This is a genomic window from Kitasatospora sp. McL0602 (assembly GCF_052076145.1).
Classification (GTDB): Bacteria; Actinomycetota; Actinomycetes; order Streptomycetales; family Streptomycetaceae; genus Kitasatospora.
On the sequence record NZ_CP197246.1, the window covers coordinates 440,554 to 456,223 of the forward strand.

The 15,670-nt window shown below is 70.2% G+C and carries 15 protein-coding genes and 1 pseudogene; 6 read left to right on the forward strand and 10 right to left on the reverse strand.

Features of this window, described 5'->3' with window-relative positions:
- Window positions 1–3 precede the first annotated feature (3 nt).
- A complete protein-coding gene (locus ACR68M_RS02115) occupies window positions 4–420 on the forward strand; it encodes a VOC family protein (protein WP_441248643.1) in 417 nt (138 codons plus the stop codon).
- A gap of 66 nt (window positions 421–486) precedes the next feature.
- On the opposite strand, the gene ACR68M_RS02120 is transcribed toward ACR68M_RS02115, so the two are convergent.
- The gene (locus ACR68M_RS02120) at window positions 487–2,076 is read right to left on the reverse strand and encodes a M4 family metallopeptidase (RefSeq protein WP_441248644.1); all 1,590 of its coding nucleotides are present in this window, start codon (window positions 2,074–2,076) and stop codon (window positions 487–489) included.
- A gap of 188 nt (window positions 2,077–2,264) precedes the next feature.
- Between ACR68M_RS02120 and ACR68M_RS02125 the strand changes: the two genes are divergently transcribed.
- Window positions 2,265–3,188 (forward strand): hypothetical protein, encoded by a 924-nt coding sequence (locus tag ACR68M_RS02125; RefSeq protein WP_441248645.1) that lies wholly within the window; start codon window positions 2,265–2,267, stop codon window positions 3,186–3,188.
- 18 nt (window positions 3,189–3,206) lie between these two features.
- Here the strand turns inward: ACR68M_RS02125 and ACR68M_RS02130 are convergent, their stop codons facing one another.
- From ACR68M_RS02130 to ACR68M_RS02145, 4 genes are all read right to left on the reverse strand, one after another.
- Window positions 3,207–3,749 carry a DUF4240 domain-containing protein gene (locus ACR68M_RS02130; protein WP_441248646.1) on the reverse strand — a complete coding sequence of 181 codons (543 nt, stop codon included), beginning with the start codon at window positions 3,747–3,749 and terminating at the stop codon, window positions 3,207–3,209.
- Window positions 3,750–3,857: 108 nt separating this feature from the next.
- Window positions 3,858–5,033: an IS630 family transposase gene (locus ACR68M_RS02135; RefSeq protein WP_441248647.1), complete on the reverse strand. Its 1,176-nt coding sequence runs from the start codon at window positions 5,031–5,033 to the stop codon at window positions 3,858–3,860.
- A gap of 198 nt (window positions 5,034–5,231) precedes the next feature.
- Entirely contained in the window at window positions 5,232–6,461 is a 1,230-nt protein-coding gene (locus ACR68M_RS02140; protein ID WP_441248648.1) for an epoxide hydrolase family protein, read from the reverse strand.
- 72 nt (window positions 6,462–6,533) lie between these two features.
- Window positions 6,534–6,992 carry a nuclear transport factor 2 family protein gene (locus ACR68M_RS02145; RefSeq protein ID WP_441248649.1) on the reverse strand — a complete coding sequence of 153 codons (459 nt, stop codon included), beginning with the start codon at window positions 6,990–6,992 and terminating at the stop codon, window positions 6,534–6,536.
- 187 nt (window positions 6,993–7,179) lie between these two features.
- Between ACR68M_RS02145 and ACR68M_RS02150 the strand changes: the two genes are divergently transcribed.
- On the forward strand, window positions 7,180–7,788 hold the full coding sequence (locus ACR68M_RS02150) for a TetR/AcrR family transcriptional regulator (RefSeq protein WP_441248650.1): 609 nt from the start codon (window positions 7,180–7,182) through the stop codon (window positions 7,786–7,788).
- 78 nt (window positions 7,789–7,866) lie between these two features.
- On the opposite strand, the pseudogene ACR68M_RS02155 reads toward ACR68M_RS02150, so the two are convergent.
- Window positions 7,867–8,600, reverse strand: a pseudogene (locus ACR68M_RS02155) (SDR family NAD(P)-dependent oxidoreductase).
- 343 nt (window positions 8,601–8,943) lie between these two features.
- Here ACR68M_RS02155 and ACR68M_RS02160 point away from each other — a divergent pair.
- A complete protein-coding gene (locus ACR68M_RS02160; RefSeq protein WP_441248651.1) occupies window positions 8,944–9,360 on the forward strand; it encodes a hypothetical protein in 417 nt (138 codons plus the stop codon).
- 74 nt (window positions 9,361–9,434) lie between these two features.
- Here ACR68M_RS02160 and purB read toward each other — a convergent pair whose 3' ends face one another.
- From purB to ACR68M_RS02180, 4 genes are all read right to left on the reverse strand, one after another.
- On the reverse strand, window positions 9,435–10,874 hold the full coding sequence (gene purB / locus ACR68M_RS02165) for an adenylosuccinate lyase (RefSeq protein ID WP_441248652.1): 1,440 nt from the start codon (window positions 10,872–10,874) through the stop codon (window positions 9,435–9,437).
- A gap of 62 nt (window positions 10,875–10,936) precedes the next feature.
- Window positions 10,937–11,380, reverse strand: coding sequence for a MarR family winged helix-turn-helix transcriptional regulator (locus ACR68M_RS02170; protein ID WP_441248653.1), 444 nt, complete (start codon window positions 11,378–11,380; stop codon window positions 10,937–10,939).
- 63 nt (window positions 11,381–11,443) lie between these two features.
- Window positions 11,444–11,845 carry a DUF3037 domain-containing protein gene (locus ACR68M_RS02175; RefSeq protein WP_441251808.1) on the reverse strand — a complete coding sequence of 134 codons (402 nt, stop codon included), beginning with the start codon at window positions 11,843–11,845 and terminating at the stop codon, window positions 11,444–11,446.
- 8 nt (window positions 11,846–11,853) lie between these two features.
- Window positions 11,854–12,636, reverse strand: a complete 783-nt coding sequence (locus ACR68M_RS02180; RefSeq protein ID WP_441248654.1) for a HipA family kinase — start codon at window positions 12,634–12,636, stop codon at window positions 11,854–11,856.
- A 128-nt stretch (window positions 12,637–12,764) separates the two neighbouring features.
- Here ACR68M_RS02180 and ACR68M_RS02185 point away from each other — a divergent pair, with 128 nt between their 5' ends.
- Window positions 12,765–14,123 carry an NAD(P)/FAD-dependent oxidoreductase gene (locus tag ACR68M_RS02185; protein WP_441248655.1) on the forward strand — a complete coding sequence of 453 codons (1,359 nt, stop codon included), beginning with the start codon at window positions 12,765–12,767 and terminating at the stop codon, window positions 14,121–14,123.
- Window positions 14,124–14,249: 126 nt separating this feature from the next.
- Window positions 14,250–15,668 carry a glycoside hydrolase family 47 protein gene (locus ACR68M_RS02190; RefSeq protein WP_441248656.1) on the forward strand — a complete coding sequence of 473 codons (1,419 nt, stop codon included), beginning with the start codon at window positions 14,250–14,252 and terminating at the stop codon, window positions 15,666–15,668.
- Window positions 15,669–15,670: the final 2 nt, after the last annotated feature.

Consider the following 15,670-nt stretch of genomic DNA (forward strand, 5'->3'; position numbering starts at 1 on the left):
GCCATGGAAATCAAGCTCTCCCAGTGCTTCATCGCCGTCGACGACCACGACCGGGCGATCGCCTTCTACCGCGACGTGCTCGGCCTCGAAGTACGCAACGACGTCGGGTTCGAGGGGATGCGCTGGGTGACCGTCGGCGCCCCCTCGCAGCCCGAGGTGAACATCGTCCTGGAGCCGCCGGCCGCCGACCCGAACGCCTCCCCCGCCGACAAGCAGGCCATGGCCGAACTGATGGCCAAGGGCCAGCTCCGCGGCGTCATCTTCGCGACGGACGACTGCGACGAGACCTTCGAGCGGATCAGCTCGGCGGGCGGCGAGGTCCTCCAGGAGCCGATGGACCAGCCGTACGGCGTCCGCGACTGCGCCTTCCGCGACCCGGCGGGCAACCTGGTCCGTTTCACCCAGCCACTGGGGAAGTGACCCCCTGCCGGTACGCCGACGGGCGGCCACCCCGGTCAGGGGTGACCGCCCGTCGGTGCGTGGGCGTCAGGAGACGCTGACCGCGCTCCAGGCGGCGGCGATCGCCTTGTACTCGGCGCTGGTGGCGCCGTACAGGTCGGCCGTGGCGCTGAGAGCGGCGGCGCGGGCGCCCTTGTAGGTGGTGGTGGAGGTCATGTAGACCGTCAGCGCGCGGTACCAGATCTTGGCGACCTTCTGGTTGCCGATGCCGGTGACCGTCGAGCCGTTGCAGGTCGGGCTGTTGTAGGTGACACCGTTGATGGTCTTGGTGCCGCTGCCCTCGCTGGCGAGGTAGAACCAGTGGTTGCCCACGCCCGAGGAGTTGTGGACGTCGAGCCGGCCGACGGTCTTGCTCCAGCAGTCGGCGGAGGAGCCGTCCAGCGAGGGCTTGTCGAAGCGGCGCAGCCACGGCGGGGTGGACTGGTCGCTGAACAGGTAGTCGGGGGTGTCGACCGAGTTGTTGGCGTACCACTCGACCATGGTGCCGAAGATGTCGCTGGTGGACTCGTTCAGGCCGCCGGACTCGCCGCTGTAGCGCAGGTTGGCGGTGGCGCTGGTGACACCGTGGGTCATCTCGTGGCCCATGGTGTCGAGGTCGACCTGCTCGGGGTCGGTGGTGCCGTTGCCGTCACCGGTCATCATGCAGAAGCACGCGTCGGACCACTGGGCGTTGTCCCAGTTGGTGCCGACGTGGACGAAGACGGTGGCGCCCTTGCCGTCGTTCTTGATGCCGTTACGGCCGAAGGTGTTCTTGTAGTAGTCGTACGTCCAGGCCGTGTTGGCGTGCGCGTCGACGGCGGCGGTGGCGCGGTCGGTGGAGAACTTCTTGCCGTCGCCCCAGACGTTGTCGGCGTCGGTGACGAGCGTCCCCGAGGTGGCCTTGACCGAGCTCGCCGAGAGGTTGTGCGCGTCCCGGGTGCTGTGGCCCCGGACGGGGTCGATCAGCGCGTAACCACCGGACTGCGCGGTGGTGTCGATGGATATGTCGCCGGTGTACTCGGAGTGCCCGGTGCCGGTCGCCTCCTCGTCGGCGGAGTACGACTCGATCTGCTCGCCGGTCGAGGCGTCGGTGACGACGACCTGGCTGGCCGGCTGGCCGTGCCGGCCGGCGCCTGCGACGGTGGTGCGCCAGGCCAGGCGGGGCGTGCCGTCGGCGGCCCAGACGACCAGCTCGGGGCTGCTGGTCGCGTCGCTGATGCCGGGCGCCGCCTGGAGGGCGCGGCTGGCGCTCTGCTGCGCAGGCACGGCCGGGACGGTCGACTTGACCGCCGCGTCGTGGGCCGCCGCGCTGGAGGAGGCCTTGAAGTGGCCGCGGGCGTCCTGGTGCACGACCAGGTCGCCGCCGACCACGGGCAGCCCGCGGTAGGTGCGGTCGAACCGCACGTGCTGGGTGCCGTCGGCGTCGATGATGACGTCCTTGACCTGCAAGGCCTGGTCCGCACCGAAGCCGAACGTCCCCGCGTTGTGCGCGACGTTGGCCTTCGCACGGGCGATCGCCGCGTCGCGGCTGGTGACGGCCGAGGCCGTACCGCTCTGGAAGGTGACGGCAACGAGGGCGGCGGTGACCGCGAGGGCTCCGGCCGCGAGGTGGCGGCGCTGAGAGGAGGTGGGGCTCACTCTGACTCCAGTCGGGGTAGCTGAAGGGACAAGCTGGGGAGAGCTTGTCGATGAGCAGCCAACAAAGCTATCGCCGGGGCAAAATCTTGACCAACCCGTAGCCAAATCCAGGCAGAAACGATCGCCCACAGACCAGTTCTGACCGACCCTCACACCGTCGGTCCGTCACCCACCGCTACCCTGCCTCCATGCACCAGGAGCAGGGACAGCGAGAGGCCCCGGTCACCGCCCGCGCGCTCTACGAGGCGCTGGCCGACCACACCGGCCCGGACGCCCACGCCGCCGTCGTCACCCCCTGGCTCCAGTCGGCCCGACTCGACTACCGGGCCGCACTCGCCACGGCCGCCGACCGCCTGTGCCGCCCCGGCCCCTTCGACGGTCCGACCGCCGAACGGCAGGAGCTGGTCTGGGAGCTGTACGCACTGAGCCGCGTCAACGACACCCTGCTGGTCGCCTTCCAGCCACCACCCGAAAGCACCGGCAGCACTGACGGCACCGACGGTGGGCCGTGGGATGCACTCGACCACTGGCCGGCTCTGACGATGGATCAGTACCTGTCCCTGTTCACCGAGTTGGGGATGAGCCCGTTCGCGACGGCCGACGGCTTCGACCCCTTCCGGCACGAGATCGTGGACGTCGAGCAGGCCGAGGACCCGGACGAGCCCGCGCAGATCACCGAGGTCGTCTGGCCGGGTCTCGGGCTCGGGCCACTGCTCTTCAGCCGCTCCGGCGCACGAGTCCGCGCCGGGGCGCACCATGCCGAGCGCGGCGTGGCCGACCGATCGCCGCTCTACTGGACCTTCCGCCGCCGCCACCGGCCCACCGTCGACCTGTCGCTCGGCTGGGGCCACAACTCCCAGTGGCGGACGGGCTTCCGGCTCGACCACCTGGTCGGGGAGGCGCAGCAGATCCACCCCGACGGCTCGGTCGACCTCGACGACACCGCGCGGCTGGACACCGCCGAGGCGCTGCTCACCCCGGCCGAGCGCCGTGAACTCCTCCGGCACCGCTGCCTCCTGCGCACACCGGTCAACGCCGGGGCACTCGCCGCGATCCCGTCCTGGCAGGCCGATCTCTGCCCGTTCGACTGGCGGCTGCCCGGCCCCGAGTGACCCACCTCCGACCTGACGTCAGGCGGCGGGCAGGAAGAGCGCAGCCAGACGCGGCAGCCGGCGGGCCAACTCGGCGCTGTCGTCGAAGTCGAAGCCCCAGTCCGGGTCCAGCCGGGGGTACCGGATCTTGAACGCCCCGGCCGGGAGATCCTCGCCGGTGGCCGCCCGGTACGCCCGCCAGGCGATGCCGAGCGCCCGCTCGCAGTCCAGCTCCTCCCCTGCCGCCGCGGCCGCCCGGACGGCCGGGAGGTCCGCCAGTGCGTCCGGATCGGCGACCACCCGCTCCTGCACCGCCCGCCCCTGGGTCACCAGCCAGCCCCGGAAGTAGTCGAACCCGTCGTCCGAGCACCCCCCGTTTACCAGGTAGGCGGCCGCCCAGAGGGGGCTGCGGTACGACGCCGCCATCACGTCCCAGAACGCCTGCTGCGCCCCCGCGATCTCCTCCGGACGGCGTACGGAGAGCAGCCCGACCGCCTCCTCGGCCACCGCCTCGCCGTCCGCCGGGTCGGCGACCCGCCCCCGGGCGTCCTCGATCAACTGCCAGAACTCCGCTGTCTCCATGCCCCGGAGCGTGCCACCCCGCACTGACAGCGGCACTGCGGACGTCGCCGCCGCCACCGTCGTAAGCCGCAGCTAAGTGGTCTGCGCCGTAAGTCCTTCGGGGGTTGATCATCCGGCTGGGGCGGCGGAGGATTCTTCTGGGTGATCGGCGGTGTGCCGGTCGAGCCTGGCCAGCAGATCGTCCAGGTCGGAGGTGGTGAACTTCCACTGGAACGGCTGTGCCGTGGCGTTGTAGCGGCTTTCGAAGGCTCGGAGCCGGTCCCTGACCTGGGCAAGGTCGGTGAAGTCGTTGGGTTGGACGACCTTGCGTTGCACGACGGAGAAGTAGATCTCCACCTGGTTCAGCCAGGAGGCATGCACCGGGGTGTGGACCAGTACGGCGTTGGGGAAGGCGGCGGTCAGCCGGTCGGTGGCCTTCTTGCCCCGGTGGGAGGAGCCGTTGTCGACGACCCAGAACACGCGCTTCGCGCTGGCGTAGGGCTCCTGGCTCATGACCTGGGAGACCAGGACCATGAACGGGTCGATGCCGGTCGTGGCCTCGCAGCGGCCGAACACGCGGGCGTGGTGGACGTCGTAGGCGACCAGGTAGGCCAGTGCGCCGCCGCGGCCGTAGGTGTGGTTGACGCGCATCGCCCTGGCCTGGCCAGGGGCGAGGGTGGGGTGGCAGCGGCAGCGGGCCTGGATTGAGGTCTTCTCATCCGCGCTGATCACGTACTCGTCCGCGCCGAGTCCTTCGCCATTCCAGATGCGGGCATAGAGGTCGAGCACGCGCTCGGCCCTTGACCGGAAGGCAGGGTCGGTGATGAAAATCCAGGACTGGTACTGCCAGGGCTTGAGCGCGTCCTGCTTGAGCCAGCGCCGCACGGTGGAGGCGGAGATCGCGCTGGCGATGGCGCGGCCGACGACCTCGCGGGCCAGCTCCGGGGCCGACCAGCGCGAGAGCGGTGTGCCGCTCTCAGCGGGCAGTTGGCAGGCCAGGGCCTTGACCTGGGCGGTCTGCAGCGGTGTGAAGGAGGCGGGACGCCCGGAGCGTTTGCGGTCGGACAGGGCGGGCAGTCGGCGGGCGGCAAATCGGCCGCGCCAGGTGCGGACGGTGTCCAGGTGCAGCCCCATCTCGCGGGCGATGCGGGCGTTGGGGCAGCCCCGGGCCGCGTGCAGGACGACCTGGGCGCGCTGACGGAGCCGGTGCTCGGTCTTGTGGCCGTAGGCCATCGTCTTGAGCCGCTTGCGCTCGGAGGCGGTCAGGGCTATCGGGCGGGCAGGGGCAACGGGCAAGGCGGGCACGCCGATCACGAGAAGTGGATCACGACAGGCCGCCTCCTGCCTCCCCCGAACGCCAGCCCTCAGATGCCTGTCTGCGATCGAGTTGAGGCTGAGGCAACTGGCCCGTGCCGCCGAGGGGCTAGCCTCTCGGCGGAACCCGCAGACATCACCAGCGCCGCCGAAGGCGAACGAGGGAGCCGGCCAGCGACTCGCGGAGGGTCAGCGAAGCTTCCGGAAGGTCTGGCGCAGGTCGCCGATCCACGCCTCGGGGTTCTCGTAGGCGCCGAAGTGACCGCCCTTCTCATGGACGTTCACATCGCGGATGTCCGCGTAGAACCGGGCGCCGCCGGTCTTGAAGATCTCGACGCGCTCCTCTCGGGACTCGGCGCCGGGCGAGCGATCGCCGAGCAGGAACGTGAATCCGGCCGGGGCCTGGACGTACGGCTGCAGGTCGTTGACCGGCTTCGGTGGGTAGAGGCTCGCGTTCTTGTAGGCGCGGATCGAGGATCCGATGGCTTCGTTCACCCAGTAGATGGTGGCGAAGGTGAGGATGTCGTCGGCGGGCCAGTTGGCGTCGAAGTCGGCGTTCCGGTCGCTCCACGTCTTGTACCGCTTGAGGATCCAGGCCAGCATGCCAGCCGGTGAGTCGTTCAGGCCGTGGGTGATGGTTTGCCCGTCGAGCAGGTGCGCAGCCACGTGGGAGACGTAAATGTTGTTTCGCCGCGCCAGCCGGGAGCGTGTCGGTTCGGGGAGGTCCTCGGTCTGCTGGCCGCCCGACAGGTCCCAGAAGCGGTCGCCCTGGAACATCGTGGGCGGCATTTCGTTGCCGAGCTGAATGCCGTAGAGCGAGTCGGCGTACTTGTGGCCGAGCCGGGCACCGACGAGCGCGCCGTAGTCGGCCGCCCCGACCCCGTACTTCTCGTATCCGAGAACGGCGGTCATGAGGTGCTGGAATCGCTCCGCCATGTCCGCGTAGTTCTCCCTGGGGTTGGTCAGCGGCGTCGAGAAGCCGAAGCCGGGCAGGGAGGGAATGACGACGTCGAACGCGTCGGCGGGGTCACCACCGTGGGCGGCCGGGTCGGTCAGCGGTCCGATGACCTTGTGCCAGTGGTGGTAGGTCCACGGCCAGCCGTGCATGAGGAGCAGCGGAATCGGGGCCGGGCCCTTGCCCCGTTCGTGGATGAAGTGCACCGGGGTGCCGTCGACGTCGATGCGGTGCTGGTTGACGGCATTCAGCTTCGTCTCAACGGCGCGCCAGTCGAAGCCGTCCGCCCAGTACTCCAGCAACGGCTTGATGTACTCGGTGCTCAACCCGTACTTCTCGTCGTCGTTGTCGGGGTCGGGCGCGAACCGGGTGGCCTTGAGCCGGCGCCGGAGATCGTCCAGGACGTCCTGGTCGATCTCGATGGTGAACTGCTCCAGTGCGCTGCCCTGCTGAGGGGTGCTCATGGAAAGTGCCTCCTGGGGGGGAGTGTGATGCCGCCTGGCACGCAGGGGTAGCGCGCCCGTGGAATATGACTGTCAGTAGCCGAAGTCCATGCGCAGCCGGGTCAGGTCCAGTTGAGCGATCCGCCAGGTGCCGTCGACCAGTGCGAACCGGGGCCGGTAGTGCCCGAAGCCGTGCATGGACACGAACCGCGGGTTGCCGTCGTCGTCAGTGCTGGCAGGCCGGGTGATCAGGTCCTCCATGGCCCAGGTGCCCCGGGCCGAGGTAGTGGACTCGACGTCGATCTCGTCGGAGAACAGATGATGGATCACGACGGCGTCAGGACCGACGCTGGCGGCGACGCTCGCGGCGATCCCGGCGGGCCCCGTCATACGCCGCACGATGGATCCGTCGACGTTGCGCGGGGTGAACGTGCCGTCCGAGGTGAAGAGCGCCCCCACCTCGTCCCACTGCTGGTGATCCGCGCTGTAGACGTACCGCGCCATCAGCCGACGGAGTTCCTCGATGATCGTCAGGCGCTCGATGTCGTCCACGGTGGTGCCCCTCGTTCTCATAGTGCAGGCGCGGCCAGGCCGGTCGCATTCATGAACCGCTCGGTTCTTGAAGACTGCCCCTTCAAAAATGGACCAGCAAGTCCAGAAAGTGCCCTTGGTCGAGTGCCGACGCTGCCAGGGTGCCGATCTATAGTGGACTCGCCAGTCCATTTTTAGGAGGCGGATCATGCGCGGGGAACTGACAGCGAAGGGGAAGGCGACGCGGAGCCGGATCGTCGAAGGGGCAGCAGTGGTGCTTCGGGAGAAGGGGGTCGCTTCGGTGACCCTGGACGACGTCATCGCGCGGACGAGCACCAGCAAGAGTCAGCTGTTCCACTACTTCCCGGCCGGCAAGGACGAACTGCTGCTCGCGGTTGCGCAGTTCGAGGCGGATCGGGTTCTGGAGGACCAACAGCCGTATCTGGGCCGTCTTGATTCCTGGAGAGCCTGGGAGCAGTGGCGGGACGTTGTGATTGAGCGCTATGAGGCTCAAGGCGACGAGTGTCCGCTCGGGTCTCTGTTTCTTCAGATCGGACGCTCGACGCCTGGGGCGCGTGCGCTCGTGATCGAGTTGATGCGCCGCTGGCAGGAGAACCTGGCCGTGGGCATCCGATCTCTCCAGGCGGCTGGCCAACTCCCAGCCGACCTCGACGTCGACGCCAGGGCTGCCGCGCTTTTGGCCGCGATTCAAGGGGGTGTGTCAATCCTGCTGTCCACGGGTCGGTCCACGCACCTGCGCGCAGCCCTCGACCTGGGGATCACGGACCTGCGCCGCACGGGCAGCACAGGCCCGTAACCCTCTGGACGATTCACGCACCGCACCGCACTGCAGCGTGGTGTGGCTGTCGCGCCGTCGAGAGTCGGTGGCACCGCTTCAGCCGGCGATGACGGCAACGGCGGTGCGGCCCCCGTCGACGTCAAGCATGATGCCGTGCACGAAAGCCGACTCGTCACTGGCGAGGTAACCGCAGCGTTCGCAATCGCATCAGGGGTTCCCACGCGGCCTGCGGGGGTGCCCTTCATCATGACCTCTCCGGGATGGCTCTCGCCGGGAGCGGGCGCCTGAACGACACCCGGAGAGATCGCGTTCACGCGAACGCCCTGCGGCCCGAACTCCGCTGCCCAGGCCCGGGTCAGGGTCTCCACGGCTCCCTTGGTGGCGCTGTAGAGGGCACTGCCGGTAATGCCGAGGCGTGCGATCCAGGAGCCCAGGTTGACGATCGCTCCGCCGCCGACCTCCGCCATGGCAGGTGCGACGGCCGCGGTCAGGAAGTACGGGGTCTTCACATTGACCGCATAGACCTGGTCGAAGGTCTTCTCGTCGATGGTCACCGTGGTGCTGAGGGGGTAGATCCCGGCGTTGTTGACCAGGACGTCGATGCGGCCGCCGAGCAACCGCGTCGCCTCCGCAGCCAGCGCCCGCGAGGCGCCGGCGCTGCCACCCAGGTCCGCCTGCACGAAGTCGGCGTGACCGCCGCGCATGCGGATGCCGTCGACGACCTCCAGGCCGCGCCCGGCGCTGCGGCCGGTGACCACGACATGTGCCCCCTCGGCCGCGAATGCCTCCGCGATGGCCCGCCCGATATTGCTGGTCGCTCCCGTCACCAGGGCGGTCTTGCCCTCAAGACATGGCCCACTCCATTGATTGGTTCTCCGCTATGAACCCGCACGGCCGATCCCCATGTGGCGTTTCGGCCGATCGGGGCCCTGACAGCCAGGCGGAGTCCCACAGTGCGCCGACGAAAATGGACTCACAAGTCCAGAGTCGGTGATGTTGCAACGCTGAGCCTTGGCCTGGCCCCTGACACACCTGCCCGGTCAGCCCCACGATTGACTCCGAAGTCAACCCCCGAAGGACTTCCGGAGCTGACTACTAAGCCCACGGTCAGCCGGACAGCGCATCGTCGTCGGCGAGCAACCACCAGGCGGCCCACCGACGAGGAGGAACCCCATGCGCATCGCTCGCAACGCCGCCAAGATCGGCGCCGCCTTCACCATCGCGCTCTCGGCGGCGACCCTGACCAGCGCGCCGGCTCATGCCGACTCCTGGCAGTGCCGTGCACCGGTCTACAACGTGGGCCCGCTCAACCTGACCATCAAGCCCTGCATCGCCATCCACAACAGCTACATCCTCGGGAAGACCGACCTCTACTACTCGAACGGCGCCGAGGCGACGGGGGTCACCACCATGGTCGGCCTCAACCACATCAGCGGCTTCTACCGCGTCAGCACGAGCAGCGCGCGGGAGGACTGGCCGGTCAACTTCTCCAGCGACATCTACCACGGCAGCTCGTACAACGTCTCGGGCGGCTACTACTACAACGGCGTCCAGTACGGCGACGTCCAGAGCCCGGTGGCGGCCTACTGACCCGGACGCCCGGACAGCACGGAGGGGCGCAAGGCAGTAGCCTCGCGCCCCTCCCGACCGACAGGTCGGGCGAACTACAGGATGTCGCCCGGCGCGTACTTCGCGGCCTCCGGGTAGGTGTCCGCGACGACGGCGATCCGGCGGACGAGCTCCCCGACCTGGGCGCCGGCCGCACCGGTGAAGGAGATCCGGTCGGCGAGCAGCGCGTCGAGCGCGGCGCGGTCCAGCGGGATGCGCTCGTCGCTGCCGAGGCGGTCGAGCATCGCGTTCTCGCGGACGCCCTCGCGCATCGCCAGCGCGGCGGCAACGGCGTGCTCCTTGATGACCTCGTGCGCGGTCTCACGGCCGACCCCGGCCCGCACCGCGCCCATCAGCACCTTGGTGGTGGCGAGGAACGGCAGGTAGCGGTCCAGCTCGGCCTCGATCACGGCCGGGAAGGCGCCGAACTCGTCGAGGACGGTCAGGAAGGTCTCCAGCAGGCCGTCGAACGCGAAGAACGCGTCCGGCAGCGCGACCCGGCGCACCACCGAGCAGGAGACGTCACCCTCGTTCCACTGGTCGCCGCCGAGCTCGGCGGTCATCGACGCGTACCCGCGCAGGATGACGGCGAGGCCGTTGACGCGCTCGCAGGAGCGGGTGTTCATCTTGTGCGGCATGGCCGAGGAGCCGACCTGGCCGGCCTTGAAGCCCTCGGTGACGAGCTCGTGCCCGGCCATCAGGCGGATGGTCTTGGCAAGGCTGGACGGCCCGGCCGAGAGCTGGACGAGCGCCGAGACGACCTCGAAGTCCAGCGAGCGCGGGTAGACCTGGCCGACGCTGGTGAAGACGTTCTCGAAGCCGAGGTGCCCGGCGACGCGCTGCTCCAGCTCGGCGAGCTTCTCGGCGTCGCCGCCGAGCAGGTCCAGCATGTCCTGGGCGGTGCCGACCGGGCCCTTGATCCCGCGCAGCGGGTAGCGGGCGAGCAGCTCCTCCAGGCGGTGGAAGGCGACCAGCAGCTCGTCGGCGGTGGTCGCGAAGCGCTTGCCGAGGGTGGTGGCCTGCGCGGCGACGTTGTGCGAGCGGCCCGCCATGACCAGCTCGGCGTGCTCGGCGGCCAGCCGGCCGAGCCGGACCAGGACGGCGACCGTGCGGTCCCGGACGTGCTCCAGGGACTGGCGGATCTGGAGCTGTTCGACGTTCTCGGTCAGATCCCGGGAGGTCATGCCCTTGTGGATCTGCTCGTGGCCCGCGAGGTCGCTGAACTCCTCGATCCGGGCCTTGACGTCGTGCCGGGTGACGCGCTCACGCGCGGCGATCGAGTCGAGGTCGACCTGGTCGATCACCCGCTCGTAGTCGGCGACGGCCTCGGCCGGCACCGCGATGCCGAGGTCCTGCTGTGCCTTCAGGACGGCGAGCCACAGGTGGCGTTCGAGGACCACCTTGTGCTCGGGGGACCACAGTTGAGCCAGGGTCGCCGAAGCGTACCGGGAGGCCAGGACATTGGGGATCTGGGGCTTCGCGCTCACGCTTCGCAAGCCTAACAGTCGAGCTCAGCGGCCTCGCGCAGGGGCCGCGCGCTCGGACGGTCGAAGCGCGGTCAGCCCTGCCCGGTGAGCAGCGGCAGCACCTGGCGGCAGAGCTGGCCGAGCTCGGTGCGCTGCTCCTCGTCGAGCGAGCCGAAGGCCTGGTGCGCCCGGGTCATGTCGGCCCGGATCAGCTCAAGCGTCTGCTCGCCCTGCTCCGTGATCGTGACGATCTTGACGCGGCGGTCGCTCGCCGCGGCCTCGCGCCGGGCCAGCCCGAGCGACTCCAGCCGGTCGACGATGCCGGTGACGTTGGAGGCGTCGCAGCCGAGCCGCCCGGCCAGCGCGCGCATCGGCACCGGCTCGTGCACCGCCTTGAGTGCCTTGGCCTGCGAGGAGGTCAGCCCGTGCCGGGACGCGGCGGCGGCGAAGTCCTGGAAGTACGCCGCGCCGACTGCGGCCACCGCCTCCATGAGGTCGGCGGTGGTCGGTACGCCCGTGGTAACTGTGGAGCCCATGGCGCCAGGGTACGCACAAGTGCTTCAGTTACTCCAGCTTTGACCCGCCCAAGTTCCTGCGTGCTACAGCACCAGCAGCTCGAAGAGCCGCCGCAGCTCGGCCTCCGGGTCGGCCGTGAAGCCGGTGTGCACCGGGCCGGGCTGCACGATCGCGCTGCGCGGCGCGGTGAGCCAGCGGAACCGCTGCCCGGCGCTGTCCCCCGCCGCAGGTCCGGCCCCCGGGCCGCCGGCGCAGACCGCCTCGACCCCGTGCAGCGCCCGCCGCACCCCGGCGACGTCCGCGACCGGGTCCAGTGCCAGCAGCCGGCTCCGGTCCAGGTGCGTACGGGCGCCCAGGTGCTCGTGCCGACGGCAGTAGAGGAGGACGCCGATGTTGACGCACTCCCCCCGCTCGACCCGGGGCACGGCCCGGAGCACCGCGTACTCGTACTCGTACAGCTCGGCGCCGCCCGTCACCGCGACCATCTCCTTCGTCACAGCGCCACCTCGGAATGCCCCGCGTTGTCCGGCAGCTCCGGCAGCCAGTCGCGCGGGCCCGCCAGCCGGGCCGACAGCTGCTCGACGTAGGCCGCCCGCACCGCGTCCGGCGTCGCGAAGCCCGGCTCGTCCGTCAGCCACTCCGCCGGGATCGCCGCGACGGCCCGCTCCAGCGCGGCGGGCACCAGCGGCGCCAGCTCCTCGTCGGCGACCGCCAGCCCGGCCGCCGCACCCGCCAGCGCGTGGTCGGCGGCGTCGTACGGCCTGCGCCGCCAGGCCTCGGCACCCGCCCAGTGGTGGTGGAAGATCAGGCTCGCGCCGTGGTCGATCAGCCGCAGCCCGCCGGTGGCGACCAGCAGGTTGGGGTTGCGCCACGACCGGTCGACGTTGCCGATCAGCGCGTCGAACCAGACCACCCGCGCGGCGAGGCCGGCGTCGACCTGGAAGCAGAGCGGGTCGAAGTTGAGCGCCCCGCTGACGAACGCCATCCCCAGGTTGACCCCGCCGCTGGCCCGCATCTGGTCCTGGATCTGCGTCTCGGGTTCGCTGCGGGCGAGCACCGGGTCGAGGTCCAGCCGGACGAGCTCGGGCACCGGCAGGCCGAGGCCGCGCCCGAGCTCCCCCGCTAGCACCTCGGCGACCAGCGCCTTGCGCCCCTGCGCCGCGCCGGACCACTTGAGGACGTAGAGCCGGTGGTCGTCCCCCTCGACCAGGCCGGGCATCGACCCGCCCTCGCGCAGTGGCGTCACATACCGGACGGCCGTTACGTCATGAAGCATCCGGCCAGCCTACCGATCCCTTGCCTCCCCCTTGCGCAGCACTGCGGTGGCAGGCGCAAGGGGTCCGTGCGAGGGTGACGAACAGTTGTCCCGCTACGGCACGGCCCAGCACAGGTAAGGGATGGACGATGGAGCGACCGAGAATCCTGATCGTCGGCGGCGGCTTCGCCGGTCTGGAGTGCGCGCGCCGCCTGGAGCGAAAGCTCGCCCCTTCGGAGGCGGCGATCTCCCTGATCGCACCGTTCAGCTACCAGCTCTACCTGCCGCTGCTGCCGCACGTCGCGGCCGGGGTGCTGACCCCGCAGTCGGTGGCGGTCTCCCTGCGCCGGACGCTGCGCCGCACCCACATCATCCCGGGCGGCGCGATCGGCGTCGATCCGCGCTCGAAGGTCTGCGTGGTGCGGAAGATCACCGACGAGGTGGTCGCGGAGAAGTACGACTACCTCGTCCTGGCGCCGGGCAGCGTGACCCGCAGCTTCGACATCCCCGGGCTGACGGACTACGCGCGCGGCATGAAGACACTGGCCGAGGCGGCGTACGTCCGTGACCACGTGATAGCTCAACTCGACCTCGCCTCGGCGACCTTGGACCAGCACGAGCGCGAGTCGCGGCTGCAGTTCGTGGTGGTCGGCGGCGGGTACGCGGGGACGGAGACGGCGGCCTGCCTGCAGCGCCTGACGACGGCGGCGATCCGCCGCTACCCGCGGCTGGACCCGGGCCTGATCAAGTGGCATCTGATCGACATCGCACCGAAGTTGATGCCCGAGCTGGGCGACAAGCTCGGCACCACCGCGCTGAAGATCCTGCGCGAACGCGGGGTCGAGGTCTCGCTCGGCGTCTCGGTCGCCGAAGTCGGCGCGGAGACGGTGAAGTTCACCGACGGCAGGGTGCTGCCGAGCCGCACCCTGATCTGGACGGCCGGGGTCGCGGCGAGCCCGCTGATCGGGACGCTGGACGCCGAGACGGTGCGCGGGCGGGTCGCGGTGACGGCGGAGATGCGGGTGCCGCAATTCGAGAACGTGTTCGCACTCGGCGACGCGGCGGCGGTGCCGGATCTGGCCAAGGGCGACGGCGCGGTCTGCCCGCCGACCGCACAGCACTCGGCCCGCCAGGGCAAGGCGGTGGCCAACAACATCATCGCGGCGCTGCGCAACCTGCCGCTGGAGCCGTACTACCACAAGGACCTCGGGCTGGTCGTGGACCTCGGCGGCAAGGACGCGGTGTCCAAGCCGCTCGGCATCGAACTCCATGGCGTACCAGCGCAGTTGGTCGCTCGCGGTTACCACATGATGGCGATGCGGACGAACTCGGCGAAGTTCCGGGTCGGCGCCAACTGGCTGCTGAACGCGACGGCCGGCGACGACTTCGTCCGGACGGGCTTCCTGGCCCGGCAGCCCGCGCGGCTGCGCGACTTCGAGTACACGGACGCCTACCTGACCAAGGACCAGGTCCGTGAGCACGCGCAGGCGCTCCTGGCAAAAGGGTGAAACCGAAGGAGTGAACCACTCCTGACGGTGAATCCGGCGCTCCCGCCCTGACCTGGGCGGGAGCGCCGACACGCGGGCGCGCCGCCTAGCGGACGGCGGCCCCGGCGGGCACTAGCGTCCAGCGCCATGCGAACGCCTCCGCTCCCCGGCACGGTCCCACTCCCCCGCCGTCGCGCCGTCCTAGGGGCCGCCGCGGTTGCCGGGGCCGCCGCGGCGGTCGGGCGCCCGGCCCACGCGGCGGAGCTGCCCTCCGACCCCGCCGTCGCCGCCGAGGTGGTGGCCGAGTTCCAGCACGCCTGGGACGGCTACAAGACGGTGGCCTGGGGCTACGACGAGGTGCGGCCGGTCTCGGGCACGCGGCGCGACTTCTTCGCCACCGGGCACACCTTCGGGCTGTCGATCGTCGAGGCGCTGGACACCCTCTGGCTGATGGGCCTGGACAGCGAGGTGGCACTCGCCGCCGACTGGATCGAGCAGCACCTCGACCCGGCCGTCGACACCGAGGTGCAGGTCTTCGAGATGGTGATCCGGGTGGTCGGGGGCCTGCTGGCGGGCTATCTCTGCACCGGGCGACCGGCGTTGCTCACCCGCTGCATCCAACTCGCCGACCGCCTGCTGCCCGCCTTCACCAGTTCACCGACCGGGATGCCCTACCGGTACGTCAACCTGCGCACCGGAGCGGTGTCGGGCAACGTCAGCCCGCTGGCCGAGATCGGCACCAACTGCCTGGAGTTCGGCCTGCTGACCCGGCTCGCCAAGGACGACAAGTACTGGCTGGCCGCCAAGCGGGCCTGCTGGGCGGTCTACAACCGGCGCTCCTCGCTCGGCCTGCTCGGCACCTCGCTGGACGTCGAGTCCGGCCGCTGGGCGGACACCGCCTCGTGCGCGCCGAACCCGCCGGTGGACTCCTTCTACGAGTACCTGTGGGCGGGCGCGGAGCTCTTCGGCGACCAGGAACTGGGCTCCATGTACCGCGAGTTGACCGACGCCGTGCTCCGGTACCAGCTGGACCGGCCGAACGGCCACACCACCTTCCGGCAGGTCGACTGCACCAGCGGCGAGCTCGTCGGGCAGAGCCAGTCCGAGCTGGGCGCCTTCTACGCCGGTCTGCTCGGCAAGGGCGGCGATCTCCCGACCGGCCGTGAGTACTACCGCAGTTGGTCGCAGACGCTGGCGACCTACCCCGTCCTGCCGGAGATGTTCGACTACCAGAGCGGGCGGATCACCGACGCCCGCAACGAGCTGCGGCCGGAGTACGTGAACTCCTCCTTCGACCTCTGGCGGCTCACCGGCGAGGCCGAGTTCAAGCAGACCGGGTACCAGTACCTCCAGGGCATCGAGGCCCACCTCCGCGTCCCCGGCGGCTACACCGTGGCCACCGACGTGACCACCAGCCCGGTCCGGTTGGGCGATCTGACCCCCGGCTACCTCTTCGCGGAGAACTTCAAGTACCTGTACCTGATGTTCGCGGCGACGCCGCGCTTCGACTACCGCTCGGGCCTGCTGTCGACCGAGGGGAAGCTGCTGCGCGGCGCCGTCCGCTAGCA